This window comes from Streptomyces sp. NPDC046876 (assembly GCF_040645035.1).
GTDB lineage: Bacteria > Actinomycetota > Actinomycetes > Streptomycetales > Streptomycetaceae > Streptomyces.
Window position 1 is genome coordinate 106,235 of the sequence record NZ_JBEYXK010000004.1, and the last position, 26,820, is coordinate 133,054.

The 26,820-nt window shown below is 71.0% G+C and carries 21 protein-coding genes; 12 read left to right on the forward strand and 9 right to left on the reverse strand.

Annotated elements, in window-relative coordinates; translation table 11 throughout:
• Positions 1 to 18: 18 nt before the first annotated feature.
• Together ABZ924_RS04195 and dnaB are read right to left on the reverse strand one after the other, a co-directional pair.
• The gene (locus ABZ924_RS04195) at positions 19 to 1,404 is read right to left on the reverse strand and encodes a serine hydrolase domain-containing protein (protein ID WP_361903797.1); all 1,386 of its coding nucleotides are present in this window, start codon (positions 1,402 to 1,404) and stop codon (positions 19 to 21) included.
• Positions 1,405 to 1,414: 10 nt separating this feature from the next.
• Complete coding sequence (gene dnaB / locus ABZ924_RS04200; protein ID WP_361903800.1) at positions 1,415 to 2,890, reverse strand: replicative DNA helicase; 1,476 nt, start codon at positions 2,888 to 2,890, stop codon at positions 1,415 to 1,417.
• 435 nt (positions 2,891 to 3,325) lie between these two features.
• Here dnaB and ABZ924_RS04205 point away from each other — a divergent pair, with 435 nt between their 5' ends.
• Positions 3,326 to 4,663: an MATE family efflux transporter gene (locus tag ABZ924_RS04205; RefSeq protein ID WP_361903803.1), complete on the forward strand. Its 1,338-nt coding sequence runs from the start codon at positions 3,326 to 3,328 to the stop codon at positions 4,661 to 4,663.
• A 166-nt stretch (positions 4,664 to 4,829) separates the two neighbouring features.
• On the opposite strand, the gene rplI is transcribed toward ABZ924_RS04205, so the two are convergent.
• From rplI to rpsF, 4 genes are all read right to left on the reverse strand, one after another.
• Positions 4,830 to 5,276, reverse strand: a complete 447-nt coding sequence (gene rplI / locus ABZ924_RS04210; RefSeq protein ID WP_361903806.1) for a 50S ribosomal protein L9 — start codon at positions 5,274 to 5,276, stop codon at positions 4,830 to 4,832.
• 18 nt (positions 5,277 to 5,294) lie between these two features.
• Positions 5,295 to 5,531: a 30S ribosomal protein S18 gene (gene rpsR, locus ABZ924_RS04215; RefSeq protein ID WP_005315025.1), complete on the reverse strand. Its 237-nt coding sequence runs from the start codon at positions 5,529 to 5,531 to the stop codon at positions 5,295 to 5,297.
• A 43-nt stretch (positions 5,532 to 5,574) separates the two neighbouring features.
• The gene (locus ABZ924_RS04220) at positions 5,575 to 6,153 is read right to left on the reverse strand and encodes a single-stranded DNA-binding protein (protein ID WP_361903809.1); all 579 of its coding nucleotides are present in this window, start codon (positions 6,151 to 6,153) and stop codon (positions 5,575 to 5,577) included.
• Between the two features lie 71 nt (positions 6,154 to 6,224).
• A complete protein-coding gene (gene rpsF, locus ABZ924_RS04225) occupies positions 6,225 to 6,515 on the reverse strand; it encodes a 30S ribosomal protein S6 (protein ID WP_003956532.1) in 291 nt (96 codons plus the stop codon).
• A 252-nt stretch (positions 6,516 to 6,767) separates the two neighbouring features.
• Here rpsF and ABZ924_RS04230 point away from each other — a divergent pair, with 252 nt between their 5' ends.
• From ABZ924_RS04230 to ABZ924_RS04240, 3 genes are all read left to right on the forward strand, one after another.
• Complete coding sequence (locus tag ABZ924_RS04230) at positions 6,768 to 7,079, forward strand: hypothetical protein (RefSeq protein ID WP_361903812.1); 312 nt, start codon at positions 6,768 to 6,770, stop codon at positions 7,077 to 7,079.
• Between the two features lie 141 nt (positions 7,080 to 7,220).
• Positions 7,221 to 8,339, forward strand: a complete 1,119-nt coding sequence (locus ABZ924_RS04235; protein ID WP_361903815.1) for a peptidoglycan bridge formation glycyltransferase FemA/FemB family protein — start codon at positions 7,221 to 7,223, stop codon at positions 8,337 to 8,339.
• A gap of 64 nt (positions 8,340 to 8,403) precedes the next feature.
• On the forward strand, positions 8,404 to 9,435 hold the full coding sequence (locus ABZ924_RS04240) for an alanine racemase (RefSeq protein ID WP_361903818.1): 1,032 nt from the start codon (positions 8,404 to 8,406) through the stop codon (positions 9,433 to 9,435).
• Between the two features lie 27 nt (positions 9,436 to 9,462).
• Here ABZ924_RS04240 and ABZ924_RS04245 read toward each other — a convergent pair whose 3' ends face one another.
• Together ABZ924_RS04245 and ABZ924_RS04250 are read right to left on the reverse strand one after the other, a co-directional pair.
• Positions 9,463 to 10,923 (reverse strand): glycosyltransferase 87 family protein, encoded by a 1,461-nt coding sequence (locus tag ABZ924_RS04245; protein WP_361903822.1) that lies wholly within the window; start codon positions 10,921 to 10,923, stop codon positions 9,463 to 9,465.
• 78 nt (positions 10,924 to 11,001) lie between these two features.
• A complete protein-coding gene (locus ABZ924_RS04250) occupies positions 11,002 to 13,539 on the reverse strand; it encodes a transglycosylase domain-containing protein (RefSeq protein ID WP_361903825.1) in 2,538 nt (845 codons plus the stop codon).
• Between the two features lie 273 nt (positions 13,540 to 13,812).
• On the opposite strand from ABZ924_RS04250, the gene ABZ924_RS04255 reads away from it, so the two are divergent.
• The 3 genes from ABZ924_RS04255 (at position 13,813) to ABZ924_RS04265 (ending at position 16,951) form a co-directional block, all read left to right on the forward strand.
• The gene (locus ABZ924_RS04255; RefSeq protein WP_361903828.1) at positions 13,813 to 14,415 is read left to right on the forward strand and encodes a helix-turn-helix transcriptional regulator; all 603 of its coding nucleotides are present in this window, start codon (positions 13,813 to 13,815) and stop codon (positions 14,413 to 14,415) included.
• Between the two features lie 49 nt (positions 14,416 to 14,464).
• Positions 14,465 to 15,547, forward strand: a complete 1,083-nt coding sequence (locus tag ABZ924_RS04260) for an inositol-3-phosphate synthase (protein WP_361903831.1) — start codon at positions 14,465 to 14,467, stop codon at positions 15,545 to 15,547.
• Between the two features lie 117 nt (positions 15,548 to 15,664).
• Positions 15,665 to 16,951 (forward strand): MFS transporter, encoded by a 1,287-nt coding sequence (locus tag ABZ924_RS04265; RefSeq protein ID WP_361903834.1) that lies wholly within the window; start codon positions 15,665 to 15,667, stop codon positions 16,949 to 16,951.
• Between the two features lie 47 nt (positions 16,952 to 16,998).
• Here the strand turns inward: ABZ924_RS04265 and ABZ924_RS04270 are convergent, their stop codons facing one another.
• Positions 16,999 to 18,441: a CCA tRNA nucleotidyltransferase gene (locus tag ABZ924_RS04270; protein ID WP_361903837.1), complete on the reverse strand. Its 1,443-nt coding sequence runs from the start codon at positions 18,439 to 18,441 to the stop codon at positions 16,999 to 17,001.
• Positions 18,442 to 18,628: 187 nt separating this feature from the next.
• Here ABZ924_RS04270 and ABZ924_RS04275 point away from each other — a divergent pair, with 187 nt between their 5' ends.
• From ABZ924_RS04275 to ABZ924_RS04295, 5 genes are all read left to right on the forward strand, one after another.
• Positions 18,629 to 20,896 carry a DUF6049 family protein gene (locus ABZ924_RS04275; RefSeq protein ID WP_361903840.1) on the forward strand — a complete coding sequence of 756 codons (2,268 nt, stop codon included), beginning with the start codon at positions 18,629 to 18,631 and terminating at the stop codon, positions 20,894 to 20,896.
• A gap of 46 nt (positions 20,897 to 20,942) precedes the next feature.
• Positions 20,943 to 23,117 carry a murein biosynthesis integral membrane protein MurJ gene (gene murJ / locus ABZ924_RS04280; RefSeq protein WP_361903843.1) on the forward strand — a complete coding sequence of 725 codons (2,175 nt, stop codon included), beginning with the start codon at positions 20,943 to 20,945 and terminating at the stop codon, positions 23,115 to 23,117.
• Positions 23,118 to 23,234: 117 nt separating this feature from the next.
• Positions 23,235 to 24,965 carry a protein kinase family protein gene (locus tag ABZ924_RS04285; RefSeq protein WP_361903845.1) on the forward strand — a complete coding sequence of 577 codons (1,731 nt, stop codon included), beginning with the start codon at positions 23,235 to 23,237 and terminating at the stop codon, positions 24,963 to 24,965.
• Between the two features lie 105 nt (positions 24,966 to 25,070).
• A complete protein-coding gene (gene sigM, locus ABZ924_RS04290; protein ID WP_361903846.1) occupies positions 25,071 to 25,778 on the forward strand; it encodes an RNA polymerase sigma factor SigM in 708 nt (235 codons plus the stop codon).
• Entirely contained in the window at positions 25,775 to 26,728 is a 954-nt protein-coding gene (locus ABZ924_RS04295) for a zf-HC2 domain-containing protein (RefSeq protein WP_361903848.1), read from the forward strand. Before sigM ends, ABZ924_RS04295 begins: the two co-directional genes overlap by 4 nt.
• The last annotated feature ends 92 nt before the right edge of the window (positions 26,729 to 26,820 follow it).

A 26,820-nucleotide genomic window follows, 5' to 3' on the forward strand; every position in this document is an offset into this window, starting at 1 on the left:
AGGAAGGCCGGCTGCGGCTCAGCCAATGCCCCGCCAACCCTCGGGGTCCACCCCGCCGGGCACCGGGGCCTGCGGGTCGTAGGGCTCCCGGGTGAACACGAACGACGCCAGGTCGAGGTGGCTCACCGTGCCGTCGGGCCGGCGCACCGCGCGCAGCGTCTCCCCCGCGTAGTAGCCGGACAGGCCCAGCCAGGTGCCGTCCGGCTGCGCGCGGAACGCCGCCGAACGGCCGGGCGCGCCCACCGGGCCCAGTTCGAGCCGCCCGTCCGACGCCAGCCGCAGCACGTGGGCGGCCGTTCCCCAGTACCAGGGCCCGCACAGTTCCAGGGCGACCGGCTCCGCCTCGGTGAACGGCTTCCACGGCGCCGGGAAGCGGGGCTCCGCATCGGCCACGATGCCCACCAGGTCGGCGGCGACCGTCGCGGCCGGCAGCCCCGACGTGCAGTTGGCCAGGACCACCGCCGCCACGTCGTCCGCCTCGCTCGTCCACAGGCCCGCGACGAACCCCGGCAGCGAGCCGCTGTGGCCCGCGAGCCGGCGCCCGCGGCTCTCGGTCAGCTGCAGCCCGAGCCCGTACCCGAACTCCGCCAGCCCGCGTTCCGGGGGCGCCGCGGAGGTGGCCATCTCCCGGACCGTGCCCGCGCCGAGCACGCGCTCGTCGCCGTGCATCAGGAACCGGGCGAACGCCGACAGGTCCCGCGTCGTGGACCACAGCTGCCCGGCGGGGGCCATCAGGCCCAGGTCCTGCAGCGGTTCGGGCATCATCACATCGGCCCACGGGTGGACGGCCCAGCCGCCCGCGTGCGGGGCCTGCGGCTGCGCGGACGTGCGCTCCAGCCCCAGCGGCTCGAGCACCTCCTCGCGCAGCACCTCTTCCCAGGGCCTGCCGCGCACGGCCTCGACGAGCGAACCCAGCAGGGTGTAGCCGGGGTTGGAGTAGTGGTGGCGCCTGCCCGGCTCGAACACGAACGGCTGCCCGCCCAGGACGTCGGCGAGTTCGGGGCGCGAGGACCCCGGAGTGCGCTCCCACCACTCGCCCGGCGTCTCCGCGGCCAACCCGCCGGAGTGGGCCAGCAGCTGTCCGACGGTGACCTCGCCGGCTCCCGTGCCCGGCAGGTGCTTCTCCAGCGGGTCCCCGAGCGCCAGCAGTCCCTCGTCGCGCAGCCGCATCACCAGGACGGCAGTGAACGTCTTGCTGATCGACCCGATCCGGTACTGCACGCTCCCGTCCGGACCGTGGCCCTCGACCGAGGTCCGGGACCCCTCCCAGACCAGCGCCCCGCCGCGCGAGACGGCGGCGACCACCGACGGCGCCCGCCCCTCGCTCTGTGCGACGGCGATCCGGTGGCGCAGGGCGCGCCGGGTGGAGGGCAGCAGTTCCACGTCTTCATCCAGGGCATCCATGCCCCGGATGCTACGTGTTGGCCATGTCGACGAACCGCGAATAATGGCCCTGGAAGGCGACGGTGATCGTCGCCGTGGGGCCGTTGCGGTGCTTCGCCACGATCAGGTCGGCCTCGCCCGCGCGGGGGGACTCCTTCTCGTACGCGTCCTCGCGGTGCAGCAGGATCACCATGTCGGCGTCCTGCTCGATGGAGCCCGACTCACGCAGGTCGGAGACCATCGGCTTCTTGTCGGTGCGCTGTTCGGGGCCACGGTTCAGCTGGGACAGCGCGATCACGGGCACCTCGAGCTCCTTGGCCAGCAGCTTGAGGTTTCGGGACATGTCCGAGACCTCCTGCTGGCGGCTCTCGGGCCGGCGCGCGCCGCCCGACTGCATCAGCTGGAGGTAGTCGATGACGACGAGGGCGAGGTTGTTGCGCTGTTTGAGACGCCGGCACTTCGCCCGGATCTCCATCATCGACAGGTTGGGGGAGTCGTCGATGTACAGCGGTGCCGCGGAGACGTCCGGCATCCGGCGCGCCAGGCGGGTCCAGTCGTCGTCGGTCATCGTGCCGGAGCGCATGTGGTGCAGCGCCACGCGGGCCTCTGCGGACAGCAGGCGCATCGCGATCTCGTTGCGGCCCATCTCGAGGGAGAAGATGACGCTCGGCAGGTTGCTCTTGATGGAGCAGGCGCGGGCGAAGTCCAGCGCGAGCGTCGACTTGCCCATGGCGGGTCGGGCAGCGATGACGATCATCTGGCCCGGGTGGAGTCCGTTGGTCAGCGAGTCGAGGTCGGTGAAGCCCGTCGGGACGCCCGACATCTGGCCGCTGCGCGAGCCGATGGCCTCGATCTCGTCGAGGGCGCCCTCCATGATGTCGCCGAGCGGCAGGTAGTCCTCGGACGTCCGCTGCTCGGTGACGGCGTAGATCTCCGCCTGGGCGCTGTTGACGATCTCGTCGACGTCGCCGTCGGCCGCGTATCCCATCTGCGTGATCTTCGTGCCCGCGGCGACGAGGCGCCGCAGGACCGCCCGCTCGTGGACGATCTCCGCGTAGTACTCGGCGTTCGCCGCGGTCGGGACCGACTGGACCAGGGTGTGCAGGTACGAGGCCCCGCCGACCTTGGCGATCTCGCCCCGCCTGGTCAGCTCCGCGCCGACCGTGATCGGGTCGGCCGGCTCTCCCTTGGCGTACAGGTCGAGGATGGCCTGGTAGATGGTCTCGTGCGAGGGCCGGTAGAAGTCGTGGCCCTTGATGACCTCGACGACGTCCGCGATCGCGTCCTTGGAGAGCAGCATGCCGCCGAGCACCGACTGCTCGGCGTCGAGGTCCTGCGGCGGTACGCGCTCGAAGCCGCCGCCGTCCCAGGAGCCGCCCTCGCGGCCGCGCTCGTGCTGCTCGTCCCCACGGCCCCGGCCCTCGCCTCCACGGCGCGAGCGGGTGGGCAGACGGTCACCCGGACCGCTGTCGGCCCAGGGGTCGTCCATGGGCTCGGGCATACTCACCGGGCCGCCTCCTCCCGTCCGCGGACGCGGACCTCGCCGTGCGACTCTTTCTAGGGCACGGCTCTGACATTTGGGACACCCGAACCGGCTGTCGGCGGGTCGGGCAACGCACAACGGTAGGGCCGACGGCGACGTCAGCCAATCTTGTTATCCACAGGCTGTGTGGATGAGATGTGGACGACGGACCCCAAGCTGTGGGTAACTCGCCGGAAGCTGTGCACGGACCGGGGGACGGCGCTGTGGACAAAATCACCAGACCCGCCCCTCCACCGCACCTGACCTGCATTTTCTTTCTCCACGGCCTGTGGGGGAGAAAATTCTCGGCCACCTCTTCGAGTTCGCCTCCAACGGGGTGCCGGGGCGGCGTGAACCAGCTCATACGTAAGGATCTCAATGGCCTTGCGTCTATTACCTGTGGAAGATTAGATTGAGCGCATGACACAGGCCACCGAACCGCTGAAGGCTGCCCCGAGACGGCACGACCGCGAGATCCTCGCCCTCGCCCTCCCCGCGTTCGGCGCCCTCGTGGCCGAGCCCCTCTTCGTGTTGGCCGACAGCGCCATCGTGGGACACCTGGGCACCCCCCAGCTGGCCGGCCTCGGCATCGCCGCCGCCCTCCTCACCACAGCGGTGAGCGTTTTCGTCTTCCTCGCCTACGCGACGACCGCGGCCGTCTCCCGACGCGTCGGGGCGGGAGACCTGAAGGCCGCCATCCGCCAGGGCATGGACGGCATCTGGCTCGCCCTCCTGCTCGGCGCCGCCGTGATCGCCTTCGTCCTGCCGACGGCCCCGTGGCTGGTCACCGCCTTCGGGGCCTCCGACACCGTCGCCCCGTACGCGGTCACCTACCTGCGCATCTCCGCCCTCGGCATCCCGGCCATGCTGATGGTCCTGGCCGCCACCGGCGTCCTGCGCGGCCTCCAGGACACCCGCACGCCCCTCTACGTCGCCGTCGCCGGCTTCGCCGTCAACGCCGGCCTCAACGCCGCCCTCGTCTACGGCGCCGGCCTCGGGATCGCGGGATCCGCCTGGGGCACGGTCATCGCCCAGTGCGCCATGGCGGGCGCCTACCTCGTCGTGGTCGTCCGCGGGGCCCGCAGGCACGGAGCCTCCCTGCGCCCCGATGCGGCCGGGATCCGGGCCTGTGCCCAGGCCGGCGTGCCGCTGCTGGTCCGCACGCTGTCCCTGCGCGCCATCCTGATGATCGCGACGGCCGTGGCCGCCCGTCTCGGCGACGCGGACATCGCCGCCCACCAGATCCTGCTCTCCCTGTGGAGCCTGCTCGCCTACGCCCTCGACGCGATCGCCATCGCGGGCCAGGCCATCATCGGCCGCTACCTGGGCGCCGACGACACCGAGGGGGCCAAGGCCGCCTGCCGCCGCATGGTGCAGTGGGGCATCGCCTCCGGCGTCGTGCTCGGCCTGGCGCTGATCGCGGCGCGCCCGCTGATCGTCCCGCTCTTCACGAGCGACCCGCTCGTGGTGCACACGCTGCTGCCCGCCCTGGTGGTCGTGGCGGTCTCCCAGCCGGTGAACGGGGTGGTCTTCGTGCTCGACGGGGTCCTGATGGGCGCGGGCGACGGCCGCTACCTCGCCTGGGCCATGCTCGCGACGCTGGCCGTGTTCGCCCCCGCCGCCGTGCTCGTACCGGTCCTCGGCGGCGGGCTGACCCTGCTCTGGTGCGCCATGACCCTGATGATGCTGGTCCGCCTGGTCACCCTCCAGCTGCGCTCCCGCTCCGGCCGGTGGCTGGTCGCCGGAGCCACGCGCTGAGGGTTGCGGCCGGACGACGGCTGGGGGCTGTGTTTCACGTGAAACATGCCGCGCTTTTCACGTGAAACACGCGGTGTGTTTCACGTGAAACACGGTCCACACACCCATCGCCCCACAACGACGAAGGGCCGCACCCCAGGGGGGTGCGGCCCTTCATGCGCAGCACTTAGGCGGCGACGACCTCGACGCCCACGTTCGCGGCGACCTCGGCGTGCAGACGCACGGAGACCTGGTACGAACCGAGGGTCTTGATCGGGGCAGCCAGCTCGACGCGGCGCTTGTCGACCTTCGGACCACCGGAGGCCTCGATCGCCGTGGCGATGTCGGCCGGGGTCACGGAGCCGAAGAGGCGGCCGGCGTCACCCGAGCGGGTGGCCAGGCGGACCTTCGTGCTCTCGAGCTTGGCCTTGACCTCGTTGGCCTGCTCGATGGTCGCGATCTCGTGGATCTTGCGGGCGCGGCGGATCTGCGCCACGTCCTTCTCGCCACCCTTGGTCCAGCGGATCGCGAAACCGCGCGGGACCAGGTAGTTGCGAGCGTAACCGTCCTTGACGTCGACGACGTCGCCGGCGGCACCGAGGCCCGAGACCTCCTGGGTCAGGATGATCTTCATTAGTCGGTCACCCTTTCCTTATCGCGCGGTGGACGTGTAGGGCAGCAGCGCCATCTCACGGCTGTTCTTCACGGCCGTGGCGACGTCACGCTGGTGCTGCGTGCAGTTGCCGGTGACGCGGCGGGCACGGATCTTGCCGCGGTCGGAAATGAACTTCCGCAGCATGTTCGTGTCCTTGTAGTCCACGTACGCGGTCTTGTCCTTGCAGAACGCGCAGACCTTCTTCTTAGGCTTGCGCACAGGCGGCTTCGCCATGGTGTCTCTCCTGTGTGATCAAGAAGTGGGGATGCGAGCTTCCCTAGAAGGGGGGCTCGTCCGAGTAGCCGCCGCCGGAGTTTCCACCCCAGCCACCGCCGCCGCCCTGCTGCTGGCCGCCGGCCGGCGCGCTGGACGCCCACGGGTCGTCGGAGGGGCCTCCGCCGCCCTGCGGGGCGCCGCCGCTGGGGGCTCCGCCCCAGCCACCGCCGCCGCCCTGCTGCTGGCCGCCGCCGTACCCACCCTGGCCACCGCGACCGGTGGTCTTGGCGACCTTGGCCGTGGCGTTCTTCAGGCTGGGGCCGACTTCCTCGACGTCCAGCTCGTAGACCGTGCGCTTGACACCCTCACGGTCCTCGTACGACCGCTGCCTCAGCCGGCCCTGCACGATGACGCGCATGCCCCGCTGGAGGGACTCGGCGACGTTCTCAGCCGCCTGCCGCCACACCGAGCAGGTCAGGAACAGGCTCTCGCCGTCCTTCCACTCGTTGGTCTGGCGGTCGAAGGTGCGGGGGGTGGACGCGACACGGAACTTCGCGACCGCCGCACCCGAGGGGGTGAAGCGCAGCTCGGGGTCGTCGACGAGATTGCCGACGACCGTGATGACGGTCTCGCCTGCCATGGATGAACCTCTCGGCGGGGATTGCTGCTGGCTGCTGTGCTACTCGAACCCGATTACCGCTGAACCGGGGTTCAGTGGGTCTCGGGGCGAAGGACCTTGGTCCGGAGAACCGACTCGTTCAGGTTCATCTGGCGGTCGAGCTCCTTGACGACCGCAGGCTCGGCCTGCAGGTCGATGACCGAGTAGATGCCCTCGGGCTTCTTCTTGATCTCGTAAGCGAGACGACGACGGCCCCAGGTGTCGACCTTCTCGACCTTTCCGTTGCCCTCGCGGACGACGGAGAGGAAGTTCTCGATCAGGGGGGCGACAGCGCGCTCCTCGAGATCGGGGTCGAGGATGACCATCACTTCGTAGTGACGCATGTGGAACCCACCTCCTTTGGACTCAGCGGCCACGGTCGTTCCGTGGCAGGAGGGTCGTGATGCGTGCGCACGGCGTCCTGAGAGCAGACACCGCGCAGACCGTACAGACTACCCCGCCGACTCCTTCCGGTTGAAATCCGGCACGGGAGCGCCACAATCTGTAGGCATCGGGTGTGCTCGGTGCTATGCCCCCGGCCTCGCCGGCGGCGGCCCCGCAACACCGCTCTGCGTCCGCCAGGAGGTGCCTTTCCGATGGCACAGGCAATGCAACGGCAGTCCATCTCGCTCCTCGCCACCGACGGCAAGCCCCATCCGCTGCAGGACACCCTGTTGGCGATCACTCTCGTCCTCGGCGCCGTGTCGTTCGTCACGGCCTTCTTCCACAATCTGCACCTGCTCACCTCGTGGACGGGGCTGATCGGGATCCTGACCGGCGCATACGGCCAGTTCATCTCGGAGACCACGCGCGAGCGCTTCGCGCTGATCATCGGCCTTGGAGCCGCCGGCATCGGCTTCTTCCTCGGCATGGCCCACGGCGGCCTGTTCGGGGGCTGGCTGGGCTGACCGGGGCACCTCCGCGACGGGGCGCCGGCCCGCTACAGGCCCGGACCAGGCGCTTTCCGGCCCGTCCCCCAGAAGGGTGGCGCCCTTGTCGCAGTAGGCTTCGCGCCATAGCCAGCGAAGCCGCCGGAGGAGACGCCCCGCATGAGCCTGTCCCTGAGGACCATCAGCCGAGAGCAGCATCTGGGATATCTCCAGAGCCTGCCCTCGGCTAGCCACTGCCAGGTCCCGGCGTGGGCCGACGTGAAGAACGAGTGGCGGTCGGAGAACCTCGGATGGTTCGACCAGAACGACGAAATGGTCGGTGCCGCACTCGTGCTGTACCGCCAGCTGCCCAAGGTGAAGCGCTACCTCGCCTACCTTCCCGAGGGTCCCGTCATCAACTGGTTCGCCCCGAACCTGGAGGAGTGGCTCCAGCCGATGCTGGCGCACCTCAAGCGCCAGGGCGCCTTCACCGTGAAGATGGGCCCGCCCGTCGTCATCCGCCGTTGGAACTCGGCCGCCATCAAGGCCGGCATCCAGGACCCCGAGGTCAAGCGGCTGCGCGACGTGGAGGCCTCGCACATCGAGCCCCGCGCGTTCGAGGTGTCCGACAAGCTGCGCCGCATGGGCTGGCAGCAGGGCGAGGACGGCGGCGCCGGCTTCGGCGACGTCCAGCCCCGCTACGTCTTCCAGGTGCCGCTCGGCGGCCGCTCGCTGGACGATGTCCTCAAGGGCTTCAACCAGCTGTGGCGCCGCAACATCAAGAAGGCCGAGAAGGCCGGCGTCGAGGTCGTCCAGGGCGGCTACGACGACCTGCCGACCTGGCAGCACCTGTACGAGATCACGGCCGAGCGCGACAAGTTCCGCCCGCGCCCGCTCAGTTACTTCCAGCGCCAGTGGACGGCCCTCAACTCCGAGGACCCCAACCGCATGCGCCTGTACATCGCCAAGCACGAGGGCGAGGCCCTGGCCGCGGCGACCATGCTGACCGTCGGCCAGCACGTCTGGTACTCGTACGGAGCCTCCGCCAACCACAAGCGCGAGGTACGCCCCTCGAACGCGATGCAGTGGCGCATGCTGCGCGACGCGTACGCGCTCGGCGCCAGCGTCTACGACCTGCGCGGCATCAGTGACACCCTGGACGAGAACGACCACCTGTTCGGCCTGATCCAGTTCAAGGTCGGTACGGGCGGCGAGGCCGTCGAGTACGTCGGCGAGTGGGACTTCCCGCTCAACAAGATGCTGCACAAGGCGCTCGACATCTACATGTCGCGTCGCTGACCCGCTGCATCCCCCACACCGCACCGCTGCATCACGCAGCCACCCAGAGAGGCTCCGGACGGGCATGGCGCTCACGCTCTACGTCGACACCGCGCGCTGGCGTGCGCACCAGAAGCAGATCCAGGACCAGTTCCCCGGGATGATCCCGGTCTGCAAGGGCAACGGCTACGGCTTCGGCCACGAGCGGCTGTGCGAGGAGGCGACCCGGCTGGGCGCCGACGTCCTGGCCGTCGGCACGACGTACGAGGCCGCCAGCATCAAGGACCTCTTCGGCGGCGACCTGCTCGTCCTCACCCCGTTCCGGCGGGGTGAGGACCCGGTGCCGCTGCCGGACCGGGTGATCCGCTCGGTGTCCTCGCTGGACGGGGTCCGCGGCCTGGTCGGCGCCCGCGTGGTCATCGAGTGCATGAGCTCGATGCGCCGCCACGGCATCTCCGAGCAGGACCTGGGACAGCTGCACGCCGCGATCGAGGACGTCCGGCTGGAGGGCTTCGCCCTTCACCTGCCGCTCGACCGCCCCGACGGCTCGGACGCCGTCGAGGAGGTCATCGGCTGGATGGACCGGCTGCGCGCGGCCCGGCTGCCGCTGCACACCATGTTCGTCAGCCACCTGCGCGCCGAGGAGCTCGCCCGGCTGCAGCAGCAGTTCCCGCAGACCCGCTTCCGGGCCCGGATCGGCACCCGGCTGTGGCTGGGCGACCACGACGCCACCCAGTACCGCGGCAGCGTCCTGGACGTCACGCGCGTCGCCAAGGGGGACCGGTTCGGCTACCGGCAGCAGAAGGCGGCCTCCGACGGCTGGCTGGTCGTGGTCGCGGGCGGTACCTCGCACGGCGTCGGCCTGGAGGCCCCCAAGGCCCTGCACGGCGTGATGCCGCGCGCCAAGGGCGTCGCCCGGGCCGGCCTGGCCACGGTGAACCGGAACCTTTCGCCGTTCGTCTGGGCGGGCAAGCAGCGGTGGTTCGCGGAGCCGCCGCACATGCAGGTGTCGATCCTGTTCGTGCCGTCGGACTCCCCCGAGCCGCAGGTCGGTGACGAGCTGGTGGCCCACCTGCGGCACACCACCACCCAGTTCGACCGGGTCCTCGACGCCTGAGCCGCGCGGGCCGGCCCGGCGGGACGCTCAGTCCCCGCGGACCGTGCCCCACTCCACACGCTGTCCCTGCGAGGGCGCCGCATCCTGCGGCGCCCTCGCGGCGTCCGAGAGCACGAACACGTCCTTCGCCCCGTCCAGGACACCGCCGGAGGGGTCGTCCGAGCCGTCGCGGCGCACGACGTCCCGCTCGGGCAGGAGGATGTCGCGCACGACGATCGCGCACAGGTAGAGCGTCGCCAGCAGGTGGGCGGCGATGGCCAGCTGGTAGCCCTCCGGCGGCAGGCCCTGGTGCTTGTCGCCGCTGTTGATGTAGGCCAGGTAGAGCCAGATCCCGAGGAAGTAGACGACCTCGCCGGCCTGCCAGACGAGGAAGTCCCGCCAGCGCGGCCGGGCCAGCGCCGCGAGCGGGATCAGCCAGAGCACGTACTGCGGCGAGTAGACCTTGTTGGCCAGGCAGAAGACGGCCACGACCAGGAAGGCCAGCTGCGCGAAGCGCGGCCGGCGGGGCGCGGTCAGCGCGAGCAGGCCGATGCCCGCGCACAGCAGCAGCGTCAGGCCCGTCGCGTAGGTGTTGGCGTCGTGCAGGGGGTTGCCGGAGCGCTGGGAGATCAGCAGCCACACGGAGCCGAAGTCGATGGGCCGCTCCTGGCTGAAGGTGTAGAACTTCTTCCAGCCGTCCCAGGCCAGGAGCATCACGGGCACGTTCACCACGAGCCAGGAGACGGCCGCGCCGAGCAGGGCCGCGGCGAAGGCCCGCCACTTCCCGGCCCGCCAGCACAGCACGAACAGGGCTCCCAGCAGCAGCACGGGATAGAGCTTGGCCGCGGTGGCCAGGCCGATCAGGACGCCGAAGAGCCACGTCCGACCGCGGGCCCACATCAGCATCCCGGCGGCGGTCAGGGCGATGGCCAGCAGGTCCCAGTTGATCGTCGCGGTGAGGGCGAAGGCGGGAGCGAGGGCGAAGAGCAGCGCGTCCCAGGGTCGGCGGCGGTGGGTGCGGGCGACGCACACGGCGATGACCGCGGCGCAGGCCATCAGCATCCCGGCATTGACCATCCAGTACATCTGCTCGCGGTGCTGCATGGAGCCGCCGCCGGGCGTCAGCCAGGACGCGACCTGCATGAAGAGACCGGTCAGGACCGGGTACTCCAGGTACTCCATGTCGCCGGGCAGGCGGTCGAAGTACGGCGTGAGGCCGTCGGCGAAGCCGCGTGCGACGAACAGGTGGGGGATGTCGGAGTAGCAGGCGTGCGTGTACTGCGACCCTGCGCCCCGGAACCAGGCCCAGTCGTAGCAGGGCAGCTTCTGGACCATGCCGAGCGCGAACATCCCGAGGGCGACGAGCGCCACGACGCGCACCGGGTGCAGCCAGTGGCCGCCCAGCCGGGCGTGGCGGCCGATGGGGCCGCCGATGAACTCGCTGCCGGCCGCGGCGACCTCGTCCTGCTGGGTGGGCAGTACGGGACGCTCCTCGTGCACCTTCGTCATGCGCTCATCCTGCCGTACGGCGCCGGACGTGCGGGAGGGCCGCCGCACCGTGTGCGACGGCCCTCTTCCGGCGGGGGATCAGCCGGTAGTGCCCGTGGTGGCGCCCCAGCTGGTGACGCCTCCGGCGCGTCCGGGTCTGGGGGTGGGCGTCGGGGACGGCGAGCCGCTGGCGCCGCCGGTGCCGCCGGTCGTCCCGCCGTTGGTGGAGAAGCAGTCCAGCTGCCACGGCTTGCAGGGCTTGCCGCCGCCCTTGGAGGGCGTCGGGGACGGGGAGGTGGACATCGACGGGGACGGGGAGGCCGACATCGACGGCGAGACGGACACCGACGGGCTCGGCGAGGGGGCGCCGGGACCGTCCGCGATGACACCGAGCTTGTCCGCCTCGGGGAAGTCCTTCACGGGGGCGTCCTTGAGGGCGTCCTTCATGTAGGCGGTCCAGATCGCCGCCGGGATGTCACCGCCGTGGATGGAGTCGATGCCGCCCACGCCGTTCATGGAGATCAGCTTCTTGTCCTTGGAATTGGGGTCGGTGCGGAACAGCGTGACCGAGGTCGACAGCTGCGGCGTGTACCCCACGAACCAGGCGGACTTGTTCTCGTCGGTCGTACCGGTCTTGCCGGCGGCCGGCCGGCCGAGCTTCTTGGCCTTGGTGCCGGTGCCGTTCTCGACGACGTTGCGCAGCACCTTGGTGATGTTGTCGGCGATGGAGTCGTCCATCGCGCGCTCTTCCTTGGGCGGCTCGAAGCCGGGCAGCTCCTTGCCGTCCTTCTCGACCTTGCGCACGGAGAACGGCTCGTGGTGCGTGCCGGAGGCGGCGAAGGTGGCGTAGGAGTCGGCCATGCGGATGGCGCTCGGGGTGGAGGTGCCCAGGGCGAACGAGGCGTCGTTGTTCGGGTTCATCGAGTCCTCGAGGATGCCCGTGGACTTGGCCACCTCGCGGACCTTGCTGTGGCCCACGTCGAAGACGAGCTGGGCGAACGGCACGTTGATGGACTTCTCCATCGCCTCGTTGAGGGTGACGAAGCCGTAGGGGTACTCGCTCTCGTTCTTCTGCCGGAACGGCTGGCCGGAGGCGTCCCGCAGCGGCTTGCCGTCGCGGTTGTTGATCACCGTGAGGTCGTTGGCCTGGTATTTGCTCTCGGGCGAGATGCCCCGGCCGCCCGAGTTCTGGGTGCCGTACTCCATGGCGGCCGCCAGCACGTACGGCTTCCAGGTCGAGCCGACCGGGACGCCGATGGTGTTGGCGTTGTTGCTGAAGTACTTCTTGTCCATGCCGGGGCCGCCGTACAGGGCCACGATCGCACCGGTCTTCACGTCCACGGAGGCGGCGCCGAACTGCACGAAGGTGTCGTACTCGGGCCGGGCCTTCTCGTCGAGGAAGTCGTTGCGGGTGTCCTCGACCGCCTTGACCAGGGCGTCCACCTTGGGCTTCTGGAAGGTGGTCCTGATCTGGTAGCCGCCCCGGGCCATCTGCTCCGGGCCGATCTTCGCGACCTTCATGACGTACTGCTTGGCCGTCTCGACCAGGTAGCCGGTCTGCCCGGAGAGGCTGCGGGCCTGCTCGGAGTCGACGAGCTTGGGGAACTCCTTGAACTGGTCGCGCTCGGACTTCTGCATGCGGCCGACGGCGACCTCGCGGTCCAGGACCCAGGCCCAGCGGGCGTGGGCGCGCTGGGTGTTCTGCTCGGGGGTGGCCGTGGGGCCGATGCCGCCGTCCGGGTTGTAGAGGTTCGGGCCCTTGAGCACGGAGGCGAGGAAGGCGCTCTCCGAGGGGGTGAGGTCCGAGCAGTCCTTGCCGAAGTAGGCACGGGCCGCGGCCTGGATCCCGTAGGCGTCGCGCCCGTAGTAGGCGGTGTTCAGGTAGCCGGCGAGGATCGTGTCCTTCTCCTCGGACACGCCGAGCTTTATCGAGATGAAGAGCTCGGTGACCTTGCGCTTGAGCGTCTGGTCGGAGTCCAGGTACGTGTTCTTCACGTACTGCTGGGTGATGGTGGAGCCGCCCTGCGTGGATCCGCCCTTGGCCATGTTCCACACGGCCCGCAGGATGCCCATCGGGTCGACGCCCTTGTCGGTCTCGAAGGACTCGTTCTCCGCGGCGATCACGGCGTTCTGCATCGACTTGGGGATCTTGTCGATGCCGACGATCTGGCGGTTCATCGAGCCGCCGGTGGCGACCATCTGGCTGCCGTCGTCCCAGTAGAAGACGTTGTTCTGGGCCTGGGCCGCCAGGTTCGGGTTCGGCGTGTTCACCGCGGCGATGCCGATGCCGGCGCCGGCCGTGATGAGGGCGAAGAACCCGAGGGCCGTACCGCCCACCAGCTTCCAGGACGGCATGAAGCGCTGCCAGCCGTCCTTGTCGGAGCGGGGGTAGTTGATCAGGCGCTTGTCCTGGCGCCCTCCGCCGCGTCCGCGGCTTCCGCTTCCGCGCTGGGCGGCCCGGCGCGCGTCGGCGCGGCTGCCGTGGCCGCGCGGGTCTGCGTAGGGCCCGCTGTGCGACGCGGCGGGTACGTCACGTGCGGGCCCGGCGCCCCGTCCGGGGCGCTGTGGGGCGGCCCTGCGGGCCGCGGCACGTCCGCCGCCCTCGGGCTGCGGCGGTTTGCGGCGGTGCTCGCTCATCGAACGACTACTCCTCGGGCAGGCGACTGGCCTGGAAGCGGCTGTTGAGTTCCGGTTCGCCCGGCTGTCCTGGCGCACAGACTACGCACGCTCAAAACCCGAACAGTGCCGAAGTTCACCCCAAATCAGGCAAGTCGCCTCGTGCGAATCGGTGATGTGATGCCGGTCACCAGATCACGACTTGTCGCCGGAGACGCCCCGTTCTATCGTCTGGATGTATCGAGCCGATACATCAGCTCGGCATAAAACTCAGGGGCGAGGGGAGGCAGGCGGATGAGCAGACGTTCGGGCATCCTCGAGTTCGCCGTACTCGGCCTGCTCCGCGAGGCCCCCATGCACGGCTACGAGCTCCGCAAACGGCTCAACACCTCGCTGGGGGTCTTCCGGGCGTTCAGCTACGGGACGCTCTATCCCTGCCTCAAGACGTTGGTCGCCAACGGCTGGTTGATCGAAGAACCGGGCAACGGCCCGGAGGACGCTCACACCACTTCACTCGCAGGGCGCCGGGCCAAGATCGTCTACCGGTTGACGGCCGCCGGCAAGGAGCACTTCGAGGAGCTCTTGTCCCACACGGGCCCCGACGCCTGGGAGGACGAGTCCTTCGCCGCGCGCTTCGCCTTCTTCGGGCAGACCGAGCGGGACGTGCGCATGCGCGTCCTGGAGGGCCGCCGCAGCCGGCTGGAGGAGCGGCTGGAGAAGATGCGCGCCTCCCTCGCCCGGACGCGCGAGCGCCTCGACGACTACACGCTCGAGCTCCAGCGGCACGGAATGGAGTCCGTGGAGCGCGAGGTGCGCTGGCTGAACGAGCTCATCGAGAGCGAGCGGGCGGGACGGGATCGGAAACGACCCGGCCCACCCGACGAAACTGCAAAGTGAGGCCTGCACCGCGCAGGCCTCGTCCGAGAACAAACAGGGAGCAACCGGAATGGGTTCGGTTCGCGTAGCCATCGTCGGCGTGGGCAACTGCGCCGCCTCGCTGGTGCAGGGCGTCGAGTACTACAAGGACGCCGACCCGGCGGCCAAGGTCCCCGGACTGATGCACGTCCAGTTCGGCGACTACCACGTCGGTGACGTCGAGTTCGTCGCCGCGTTCGACGTCGACGCGAAGAAGGTCGGCCTCGACCTCTCGGACGCCATCGGCGCCAGCGAGAACAACACCATCAAGATCTGCGACGTCCCCACCACGGGCGTGACCGTTCAGCGCGGCCACACCCTGGACGGCCTGGGCAAGTACTACCGCATGACGATCGAGGAGTCCTCCGAGGCCCCCGTCGACGTGGTCCAGGTCCTCAAGGACCGTGAGGTCGACGTTCTGGTCTGCTACCTGCCCGTCGGCTCCGAGGACGCGGCGAAGTTCTACGCCCAGTGCGCCATCGACGCCAAGGTCGCCTTCGTCAACGCCCTCCCGGTCTTCATCGCCGGCACCAAGGAGTGGGCCGACAAGTTCACCGAGGCCGGTGTCCCGATCGTCGGCGACGACATCAAGTCGCAGGTCGGCGCCACCATCACGCACCGCGTGATGGCGAAGCTGTTCGAGGACCGCGGTGTCCGTCTCGAGCGCACCATGCAGCTCAACGTGGGCGGCAACATGGACTTCAAGAACATGCTGGAGCGCGACCGCCTGGAGTCGAAGAAGATCTCCAAGACGCAGGCCGTCACCTCGCAGATCCCCGACCGCGAGCTCGGTGAGAAGAACGTCCACATCGGCCCGTCCGACTACGTCGCGTGGCTCGACGACCGCAAGTGGGCGTACGTCCGCCTCGAGGGCCGCGCCTTCGGCGACGTCCCGCTGAACCTGGAGTACAAGCTCGAGGTCTGGGACTCCCCGAACTCCGCCGGTGTCATCATCGACGCGCTGCGCGCCGCGAAGATCGCCAAGGACCGCGGCATCGGCGGCCCGATCCTGTCGGCGTCCAGCTACTTCATGAAGTCCCCGCCGGTCCAGTACTTCGACGACGAGGCGCTGGAGAACGTCGAGAAGTTCATCCGCGGCGAGGTCGAGCGCTGACCCACGGCGCAGAGCGAGGCACCGGGAGTCCCCGACACCTGGTCTTCGACTGTTCTTCCGCGGAGGGTCCCCGGGCAATGTGCCCGGGGACCCTCCGCGTGTGTGACCCTTGCCCTCATGCCTGTCGTACGTGATCTGCGCGTACTCCTGCGCCTGAGGGACTTCCGCAACCTGCTCGCCGTACGGCTGCTCTCCCAGGCCGCGGACGGCGTCTACCAGGTGGCGCTCGCCACCTACGTGGTGTTCTCCCCCGAGAAGCAGACCTCGCCCGCGGCCATCGCGTCGGCCATGGCGGTCCTGCTGCTGCCCTACTCGGCGATCGGCCCCTTCGCCGGGGTGCTCCTCGACCGGTGGCGCCGCCGCCAGGTCCTCCTCTTCGGCAACCTGCTGCGGGCCTTCCTCGCCTGCACCACCGCGATCCTGATCGTCGCCCACGTCCCGGACTGGCTGTTCTACGCCTCGGCCCTGTCCGTGACCGCCGTCAACCGCTTCGTCCTGGCCGGGCTCGCCGCCTCCCTGCCCCGGGTCGTCGCGCCCGCCCAGCTGGTCACCGCCAACGCGCTCTCCCCCACCGCCGGCACCCTCGCGGCCGTCGCCGGCGGCGGCATGGCCTTCCTGCTGCGGCTGCTGGCCTCCGACTCCAACGCCCTGGTCGTCCTGCTCGGCGCCGCCCTCTACCTGGCCGCGGCCCTGGTCTCGCTGCGCCTGGCCGCCGGGCTGCTGGGGCCCGCTCATCCGCCCGGCGTGCTCCACCCGTCGGTCGCCGAGGGGGCCGCGCTCACCGTCCGGGGCATGGCCGAGGGGCTGCGGCATCTGGCAGGGCGGCGTGAGGCCGCGCAGGCGCTCACCGCCATGACCCTGATGCGGTTCTGCTACGGGGCCCTGACCGTGACGCTGCTGATGCTCTGCCGCTACTCCTGGTCGGACACCGAGTCCGAAGGCCTGGCCCTGCTGGGGATGGCCGTGGCCGTCTCGGGCGCCGGGTTCTTCGCGGCCGCCGTGGTCACGCCCGGACTGGCGGGGAGGCTCGGCACGCACGGCTGGATCACCGTCTGCTCGGCCTCGGCCGCCGTCCTGGTCCCCGCGCTCGGCCTGTTCTTCCTGCCCGGCCCCATGCTCGCCGCGGCCTTCGTCCTCGGCCTCGCCACCCAGGGCGCCAAGATCGCCACGGACACCGTGCTCCAGTCCCGCGTCGACGACGACTTCCGCGGCCGCGTCTTCTCCGTCTACGACGTGCTCTTCAACATCGCGTTCGTCGGTGCCGCCGGCGTGGCCGCGCTCATGCTTCCCGCCGACGGGCAGTCCGCAGCGCTGGTCGTCGGTGTCGCCGTCCTCTACGCACTCACCGCCGCCTACATGCTGCGGCGGGGCGATGTTCCACGTGAAACATCGCCCCGGGGATGAGGGCCCGCCGTCGGTGTTTCACGTGAAACATCGACGCGGGTGGGCGGTCAGGCCTGCGCAGCCCACCACTCCTTGAGGGCCGCGACCGCCGCATCGCGCTCCATCGGGCCGTTCTCCAGCCGCAGGTCCAGCAGGAACGCGTAGGCCTTGCCGATCACCGGACCGGGGCCGACCCCCAGCTCCTGCATGATCTCGTTGCCGTTCAGGTCGGGCCTGATCGCGTCCAGCTCCTCCTGCTGCTGGAGCTGCGCGATGCGCTCTTCCAGGCTGTCGTACGTGCGGGAGAGCGCATTGGCCTTGCGCTTGTTGCGCGTGGTGCAGTCCGACCGGGTCAGCTTGTGCAGACGCTCGAGCAGCGGCCCCGCGTCGCGCACGTAGCGCCGCACCGCGGAGTCGGTCCACTCGCCGTCCCCGTAGCCGTGGAAGCGCAGGTGCAGCTCCACCAGCCGGGAGACGTCCTTGACCATGTCGTTGGAGTACTTCAGCGCGGTCATGCGCTTCTTGGTCATCTTTGCGCCCACCACCTCGTGGTGGTGGAAGGAGACCCGGCCGTCGCTCTCGAACCGGCGGGTGCGCGGCTTGCCGATGTCGTGGAGCAGGGCCGCGAGCCGCAGGACCAGGTCGGGGCCGTCCTCCTCGAGGGCGATGGCCTGCTCCAGCACGATCAGCGAGTGCTCGTAGACGTCCTTGTGCCGGTGGTGCTCGTCGCTCTCCAGCCGCAGCGCGGGCAGCTCGGGCAGCACGTGGTCGGCCAGCCCGGTGTCCACGAGCAGGCCGAGGCCCGTGCGGGGGTGCGCGGACAGCAGGAGCTTGTTCAGCTCGCCCTGGATCCGCTCGGCCGAGACGATCTCGATCCGGTCGGCCATCGCCTTCATCGCAGCCACCACCTCGGGGGCGACCTCGAAGCCGAGCTGGGCGGCGAAGCGGGCCGCGCGCAGCATCCGCAGGGGATCGTCGGAGAACGAGTCCTGCGGAGTCCCCGGGGTGCGCAGCACGCGCGCCTGAAGGTCCTCCAGACCGCCGTGGGGGTCCACGAACTCCTTCTCCGGCAGCGCGACGGCCATCGCGTTCACGGTGAAGTCGCGGCGGACGAGGTCCTCCTCGATCGAGTCGCCGTAGGAGACCTCCGGCTTGCGGGAGGTCCGGTCGTAGGACTCCGAGCGGTAGGTGGTGACCTCGATCTGGAAGCCGGCCTTCTGCGCGCCGACCGTGCCGAAGGCGATGCCGACGTCCCAGACCGAGTCGGCCCACGGCCGGACGATCTTCAGGACGTCCTCGGGGCGGGCGTCGGTGGTGAAGTCGAGGTCGTTGCCGAGACGGCCGAGCAGCGCATCGCGTACGGACCCGCCGACCAGGGCGAGGCGGAAGCCCGCCTCCTGGAACCGGCGGCCGAGCTCGTCGGCGACAGGGGCGACCCGCAGCAGTTCACTGACCGCGCGGTGCTGCACCTGACTCAGGGCACTGGGGTTGTCTTCGTTGGCGTTCGGCACAACAGAAAAGGGTACGTGCCCCGCCCGGTGCGGGCTTCCCCGTTTGTGCCCGACCCGGCATGCCGGGGCGGCGGGGGGCGGTCCCGATCTTGTAGGGCAAGGCGCGGCACTCGCGCACAGCGGGGCTCGTTACCATGCGTGGACGCACATACGACGACCACTGACACTTCGAGGGACGGGCTAGCGCGTGGCCGAGGCGGCAGTCAACCAGGGGGCCCACCCCCAACCTGCCCGGCGCCGCCGGCTGAGCCGCGCAGCCGCCGCCCTGCTGGCCGGGACACCCGTGCTCGCCGCCCTGGTCTGCCTTCCCGCGCCGCAGGCGCAGGCCGCCGACGCGGGAACCGTGGACGTCCAGCTCACCAGCGTGGCCCCCGCCGCACCGGTCAAGACCGACACGCTCACCATCTCGGGAACGGTGGTCAACACCGGCCGCGAGACGATCACGGGCGCACACGTGGGCCTGCGGGTCGGGCCGGTGCTGGGGGACCGGGCCTCGATCGACGAGGCGGCGGAGCGCGCCGGCTTCCGGGCCGGCACGGACCCGGGCGAGATCGACCAGGCCTACTCGGTCAAGATCGCCTCGCTGCCCTCGAAGGTGAGCCAGACCTTCACGCTCTCGGTCCCGCTGAACAAGCTGGAGCTGGACAAGGACGGGGTCTACCAGCTGGGCGTCTCCCTGTCCGGGGAGACCGACAGCAGGCCGTACGAGCAGGTCCTCGGCATCAAGCGGACCTTCCTGCCCTGGCAGCCGGAGGCGGCTGCCAAGCGCTCCCAGCTCACGTATCTGTGGCCGCTGATCTCCACCACGCACCTGACCGCCGAGACCGGCTCGGACGAGGTGCAGACCCCGGTCTTCCTGGACGACTCGCTCGCCGACGAGCTGCGGACCGGCGGCCGCCTGGAGCGGATGGTCTCGCTGGGCAAGGAGCTGCCGATCACCTGGGTCATCGACCCCGACCTGCTGTACACGGTCGACGCGATGACCAAGGGCTACCGGTACCGCACCCCGGACGGAAAGATCGTCCAGGGCAGGAACAAGGCCGTAGCCGAACAGTGGCTGAGCTCACTGGAGGCCGCCGTCCAGGGCAAGAAGGTCGTGGCGCTGCCGTTCGCGGACCCCGACATCGCCTCCCTCGCCCACCAGGGCAAGGACGTCTCCGGCACCCTGGGCCAGCTCCGGCCCGCCACGGACAAGGCGAAGCAGGCCGTGGAGACCGTGCTGCACGTCACGCCGTCCACCGATTTCTCCTGGCCCGTGGACGGGGCCATCGACCCGTCGATCGTGAACGTCGCCACCTCGGCCGGCGCCCACAACGTGCTCGCCCGCAGCGACAGCCTCCAGGAGACCGGCGCCCTCGGCTACACCCCGTCGGCGGCCCGCCCCATCGGCGCGGGCGCCACCGCCGTCGTGGCCGACGCCGACCTGTCCACCGCATTCGAGGGCGACATGCTGAGCGCCGCGAACTCCACGCTGGCCGTGCAGCGCTTCCTCGCCCACAGCCTCGCCCTGAACCTGCAGAAGACCGACAGCCAGCGCAGCTTCGTCGTGACCCCGCAGCGCACGCCGACCGCCACCCAGGCCCAGTCCATGGCCGACGCCGTGCGGGCGCTGCAGGCGGGCCGCTGGACGCAGCCGGCGGACCTCGACGCCGCGGCGGCCGCCAAGCCCGACGCGGGGGTCAACACCCAGGTGCCGGGTGCCGGCCAGTACCCCGAGGCCCTGCGTAAGACGGAGCTGCCCGTCGCCGCCTTCGAGAAGATCCGCACCACGCAGAACACGCTCGACCACTTCAAGGTCATCCTGAGCGCGCCCGACCGCGTCGAGATCCCGTTCGGCAACACCACCAACCGCGAGATGTCCACGTCCTGGCGGGGCCGGCCCCAGGAGGCCGCGCTCTACCGGGACCAGGTGCAGGAGTACCTGATCGGCCTCACCGAGAAGGTCAAGGTCGTCCCCAAGTCCGACGCCACCCTGTCCGGGCACAGCGCGACGATCCCGGTCAGCGTCCAGAACAGCCTCGTCCAGGACGTGCACAACCTCGTCCTGCGGGTGAAGTCCGCCAATCCGACCCGCCTGGTCTTCGGCGACAGCGGCGAGGCCGAGCAGGAAGTCACCGTGCAGGGCGGGCACAGCCAGACGGTGAAGTTCACCGCCAACGCCACGGCGAGCGGTCCCGTCGAGGTCACCGCCCAGCTCTTCACCGAGAACGGCCTGCCCTACGGCAAGGAGCGCAGGTTCACCGTGGAGGCCACCGAGATCACCCCGACCGTGATGCTCGTCATCGCCGGCGGCGTGCTGCTCTTGGTCCTGGCAGGCATCAAGATGTACGCCAGCCGCAAGCGCGTCGCCGCCCGGGCGGCAGCCGAGGAGAGCACGCAGCCGAGTGACGGGACCCCGGACACCGGAGTGCAAAGCACCGGGCCGTCCGGCGCGGGTGAGACAGTGGACCGTTGAGCGATGCCGTGGCCGGCCGGCCTGGGGACGATGAGGTGGGGTTTCGATGAACGCGCCGTACGACGGTGACCGTGCGCAGGGCACTGGCGCGCCCGCGCCCTCCCCGGGCGCAGACCCGGGCACCGCGCTGCCCGGGCAGGCAGGCGTACCCGCCCCCGCGCCGGACCGCGACCCGTACGTCCAGGACGCCTACGTCCGCGACCCGTACCGGTCGCAGGACCTCTCGGCGCAGGACCCCGTGGCCGAGGTGCTCTACGACCGCGCCTCCCACCCCCCGCCGCCGCCCGGTACCTTCCGGGAGCCCGGCCCGCTGTACGCGGCCCCGCAGGCCCCGGCGCACGGCCCGGACCCGCGGGTGTGGGCGCAGACCCCGCCGCCCGAGCCGGACGGGCCCTCGCGCCACCTGCGGTACGGCGACCGTGCCACCACCACCGAGTTCGTGGGCGTGGACTCCCTCGTCACGAGCGCGTCGGAGGAGCAGCCCGAGCCCGACGCCTTCGCACACCTGTACAAGGACCAGCAGGCGGTGCCCGGCGCGCCCGCCGAGGACGCGCCCGTCGCGGCCCCGGCCCCGAGCAAGCCCGCCGGCCGCGCCGCAGGCCTGCTGAAGTCCAGCGCCCTGATGGCCGCGGGCACGATCGTCTCGCGCATCACCGGCTTCCTGCGGACGCTGGTCATCGCCGCCGCGATCGGCGTCGGCACGTTCAACGACACGTATCAGATCGCCAACACGCTGCCCACGATGATCTACGTGCTGGTCGGCGGCGGCGCGCTCAACGCGGTCTTCATCCCGCAGCTGGTGCGCGCCATGAAGAACGACGACGACGGCGGCGAGGCCTACGCCAACCGCCTGCTGACGCTCGTCGTCGTCCTGCTGGCCGCCATCACCACGATCTGCGTCCTGGCCGCACCGGTGTTCATCACCATGATGTCGCCGAAGATCGCCTCCGACCCGCACCAGATGGACGTCGCGGTCGCCTTCGCCCGCTACTGCCTGCCCACCATGTTCTTCATGGGCGTGCACGTGGTGCTCGGTCAGATCCTCAACGCCCGTGGCCGCTTCGGCGCGATGATGTGGACCCCCGTCCTCAACAACATCGTCGTCATCGCCACCTTCGGCGCCTTCATCTGGGCCTTCGGCGGCTTCACCACCTCCGGTGTCAGCGCCACCACCGTCACCGCGGAGGGCGTGCGCCTGCTCGGCCTCGGCACCCTCCTCGGCCTCACCGTGCAGGCCCTGGCGATGCTGCCCTACCTGCGCGACGCCGGCTTCTCCCCGCGCCTGCGCTTCGACTGGAAGGGCCACGGCCTGGGCAAGGCGGCCCGCCTGGCCAAGTGGACGTTCTTCTTCGTCCTTGCCAACCAGATCGGCCTCGTCGTGGTGACCCAGCTCGCCACCTGGTCCGGCTCGGTCGCCGAGAAGCAGGGCCACCCGGGCACCGGCATCACCGCCTACAACTACGCGCTGCTGCTCTGGCAGATGCCGCAGGCCATCATCACCGTCTCCGTCATGACGGCGGTCCTGCCCAGGATTTCCCGCTCCGCCCACGACGGGGACGCCGCCGCGGTCCGCGACGACATCTCCTACGGGCTGCGCACCTCGGCCGTCGCGATCGTGCCCTGCGCCTTCGCCTTCCTCGCCCTCGGCGTCCCGATGTCCACCCTGCTCTACGCCGGCTCCGGCGCGGGTGCCCAGAACATCGGCTACGTGCTGATGGCCTTCGGCCTCGGACTCATCCCGTACTCCGTCCAGTACGTCGTCCTGCGCGGCTTCTACGCGTACGAGGACACCCGCACGCCCTTCTACAACACCGTCATCGTCGCCGCCGTCAACGCCGCCGTCTCCACTGCTGCGTTCTTCGTGCTCCCCGCCCGGTGGGCCGTCGTCGGCATGGCCGCGGCCTACGGCCTCGGCTACGCCGTGGGCGTCGGCGTCGCGTGGAAGCGCCTGCGCAAGCGGCTCGGCGGCGACCTCGACGGCGCCCACGTGCGCCGCACCTACACCCGCCTCACCGGCGCCTGCATCCCCGCCGCCGCGGTGGGCGGCGGCGCGGCCTACGCCGTCATGCAGTGGCTGGGCAGCGGAGTCCTCGGCTCCGCCCTCGCACTGACCGCCGGCGGCGCCGCACTCGCCGTGGTGTTCCTGGTCGCCGCCAAGCGGATGCGCATCGAGGAGCTCAACGCGATGGTGGGCATGGTCCGCGGGCGCATGGGCCGCTGATGCGTACAACCGTCGCACCCCTTCGCGTGTCGTGCATAGCACCGGACTGTGGGCACAATTGGCATGACTTCGCAGACTGGCCGACAGCGCGTAACGGATGGGGAGGCAGGAACGACGGTGGCGGAACGTAGCACGGCTGCCGTCGACGTGGCCGACAACGGCGGCGACCAGCCGCCGCTCGCTGATACAGCGAAGGCCACGGCCGACGGGGTGGACACCCAGAACGGACGAGCCGCGGACGGACCCATGCCAGAAAAGGACGGCGAGCGCAGGAAAGCGGCTCCTGCTGCCGCGCCCGAACTCCACAGCGGCCACAAGCTCGCACGGCGCTACCGCCTCGAGGAGTGCGTCACCCGTCTGGACGGATTCAGCAGCTGGCGCGCGATGGACGAGAAGCTGCGCCGCGCCGTCGGCGTCCACCTGCTGCCCGCCGACCACCCGCGGGCCCGCTCCGTGCTGGCCGCCGCACGCTCCTCCGCCCTGCTCGGAGACCCCCGCTTCGTCCACGTCCTCGACGCCGTGGAGGACAGCGACCTCGTCTACGTCGTCCACGAGTGGCTGCCCGACGCCACCGAGCTGACCGCGCTCCTCGCCTCCGGCCCGCTGGAGCCCCACGAGTGCTACCAGCTCGTCAGCCAGGTCTCCCAGGCCATGGCCGCCGCGCACCGCGAGGGCCTGGCCCACCTGCGCCTGACGCCCAGCGCGATACTGCGGACCTCCACGGGCCAGTACCGCATCCGCGGCCTGGCCGTGAATGCCGCCCTGCGCGGCATCACCAGCGACACCCCGCAGCGCACCGACACCGAGGCCATCGGCGCCCTGCTGTACGCCTCCCTGACCCAGCGCTGGCCCTACGAGACCGACGCCTACGGCCTCACCGGCCTGCCCAAGGGCGTCGGCCTGATCCCGCCGGACCAGGTCCGCGCCGGCGTCCACCGGGGCCTGGGCCAGCTCGCCATGCGCGCCCTCGCCAACGACGGCGCCACCGCCTCGCGCCAGGAGCCCGCCTGCACCACCCCCGAGGAGCTGGCCAAGGCGGTCGCCGCGATGCCCCGCATCCGGCCCCCGGAGCCCGCCTTCACGGCCCCGCCCGAGTACCAGCACACCACCTACCAGCAGGGCAGCTACGGCCGTCCGCCCACGCACCCCGGCATGCCCGGGACCCAGCCCATCGCCGTCCCGCCGCCGCCCCCGCTGCAGAGCCGTACCGGCCGCGTCCTGAAGTGGGGCGTCGCAGCCCTGCTCATCGCCGCCCTGGGCCTGGGCAGCTGGCAGCTGGCCGACACCCTGCTGGACCGCGTCAAGGGCGACAGCGGCGGCAGCGGCAGCACCTCGCAGACCGCCAAGCCCAGCGAGGACCCGAAGGCGGCCAAGCCGAGCACGCAGTTGCGCATCAGCAGCGCCTCCGTATTCGGCAAGGACCCGATCAAGGCCGAGGACGCCGGGAAGGCCGTCGACGGCGACTCCGACACCGCGTGGAGAACGATTCGGTTCGACGGCTACGGGGGCAAGTTCGGCAACCTGGACAGCTACGACGACGGCAGCGGCATCATCGTCGACCTCGGCAGCGTCAAGGAGGTCACGGGCTTCGAGGCGGACATGTTCGCCGCCGGCCACAAGCTCGAAGTCCGGGCCGCCGCCGCGGAGGCCTCCTCGGCGCGCAGCATCTCCGACTTCCCCCAGGAGCTCCACAAGCTGGGCACCACGGGGAAGAAGGTGCAGGGCACCCTCGCCACCCCGGTGAAGACCCGCTTCGTGCTGGTTCACATCACCGTGCTGCCCCCGGAGAGCGGGGACAGCTACCGCGGCGGCATCAAGGAGATCAAGGTCATGGGCACGGACGACTAGCCCGTCCCCGAACGGCAGGTCCCGGGTCCGCTGCGCCGCCGGCACGGCGGACCCTCGTATTCGTTCCGCCCGCCCCGTACGCTCCCTTCGGGGAGGGGAGGTGTGATGCACGACGCGACGACCGGCGAGGACGGCGACAGCGACCGGGACCTGCTCGCACGGCACGTCGCCGGCGACCCCGACGCCTTCGGCGAGCTCGTACGCCGCCACCGCGACCGGCTGTGGGCCGTGGCCCTGCGCACCCTCGGCGACCGGGAGGAGGCCGCGGACGCCGTGCAGGACGCCCTGGTCTCCGCCTACCGGGCGGCGCACACCTTCCGCGGCGAGTCCGCCGTGACCACCTGGCTGCACCGCATCACCGTCAACGCCTGCCTCGACCGGGCCCGCAAGGCGGCCTCCCGCAGGACCGCTCCCCTCGACGACACCGAGCACCTGGAACGCCTGCTGGAGCCCCACGAGTCCGCCGAAGCCCCCGCGGAGCGCCAGGACCTCCACCGCCAGCTGCTGGCGGCCCTGGCCACCCTGCCCGCCGACCAGCGGGCCGCCCTGGTCCTCGTCGACATGCAGGGGTACTCCGTCGCCGAGGCGGCCCGCGTCCTCGACGTCCCGACCGGCACGGTCAAGAGCCGCTGTGCGCGCGGCCGGGCGAAACTCGTCCCGATGCTCACTCATCTGCGCTCGAATGCCGTGGATAACACCGCCGCGGAGCGGGGAAGGAACCGGACGCCGGGGACACCCGTCCCACCAGCGGCAGACCCCGGTCATCCAGCCCCGGGCGCAGACACGGTGAAGGGCGGAGGTGGACGAACGTGACTCCCGCAGCCGGCACGATCCGGCACCCTGACGTCTCGGAGATCTCCGACCTGACCGAGGGAATCCTCTCCCCGGCCCGGACCGCCGAGGTGCGCCGCCACCTGGACGAATGTCCCCTGTGCGCCGACGTCCACGCCTCCCTGGAGGAGATCCGTTCCCTGCTGGGCACCCTGCCGGGGCCGCCCCGCATGCCCGCCGACATCGCCGGGCGCATCGATGCCGCCCTCGCCGCCGAGGCTCTCCTCGACTCCACCGTGCCCAGGGCCGAGGACCGGCCGGCCGCCGCAGCGGACGGCGACCGGGAGGCCCTTCCCCGAGCAGCCGGGACCGAGGCGCCGGCCACGCCCTCCGGACCGGGCGGCCGCCGTCCCGCCGGTCACCCGATCGGCGGGACGGGCCCCGGGCGCCGCCGCGCCCGCCGCCGGATCGCGATCCTCGGCGGCCTGGCCGCCGCCGCTGCCTGTGCCTTCGGCGTCTTCCTCGCCGGGAACCCCTCCGGCCCCGGCTCCCCGGACACCGCCGCCCGCCATGCCGCCACCAGCGAGAACCCGCAGGCGACGGCGGCCGGCGGCTACACCGCCCAGGGCCTCCAGGACAGCGTCCGCCGGCTCCTGGCCGCGGACCCCGGAGCCAAGGCCTCCACGACGGAGGGCAACCGCACCTACGGCCTGGAGAACACCTCGCCCGGCCCGGGTCTCGTGCCCGGCGAGCGCTCGGGAACCGACGCCGCCGCCGTTCCGCCCTGCGTCCAGCAGGGCACGGGCCGCACCGACGCCCCGCTCGCCGCGGAGCGCGGCAGCTACGAGGGCACCCGCGCCTACCTCGTCGTCCTTCCGCATCCGGGCGACCCGGACCGGGTCGACGCCTACGTCATCGGGGCCGACTGTGCGGACACCCCTGCGGGCGGCCCCGGCAAGCCGCTGCTGACCAGGACCTACCCCCGGAGCTGACAGCTTGCGGCCCGGACAGGAGCAGGCCGGGAATGTGCGCGCCGTAGGATCCGTTGGGTGGGGTGAGACTCCACAACGGCCCCGGCACACAG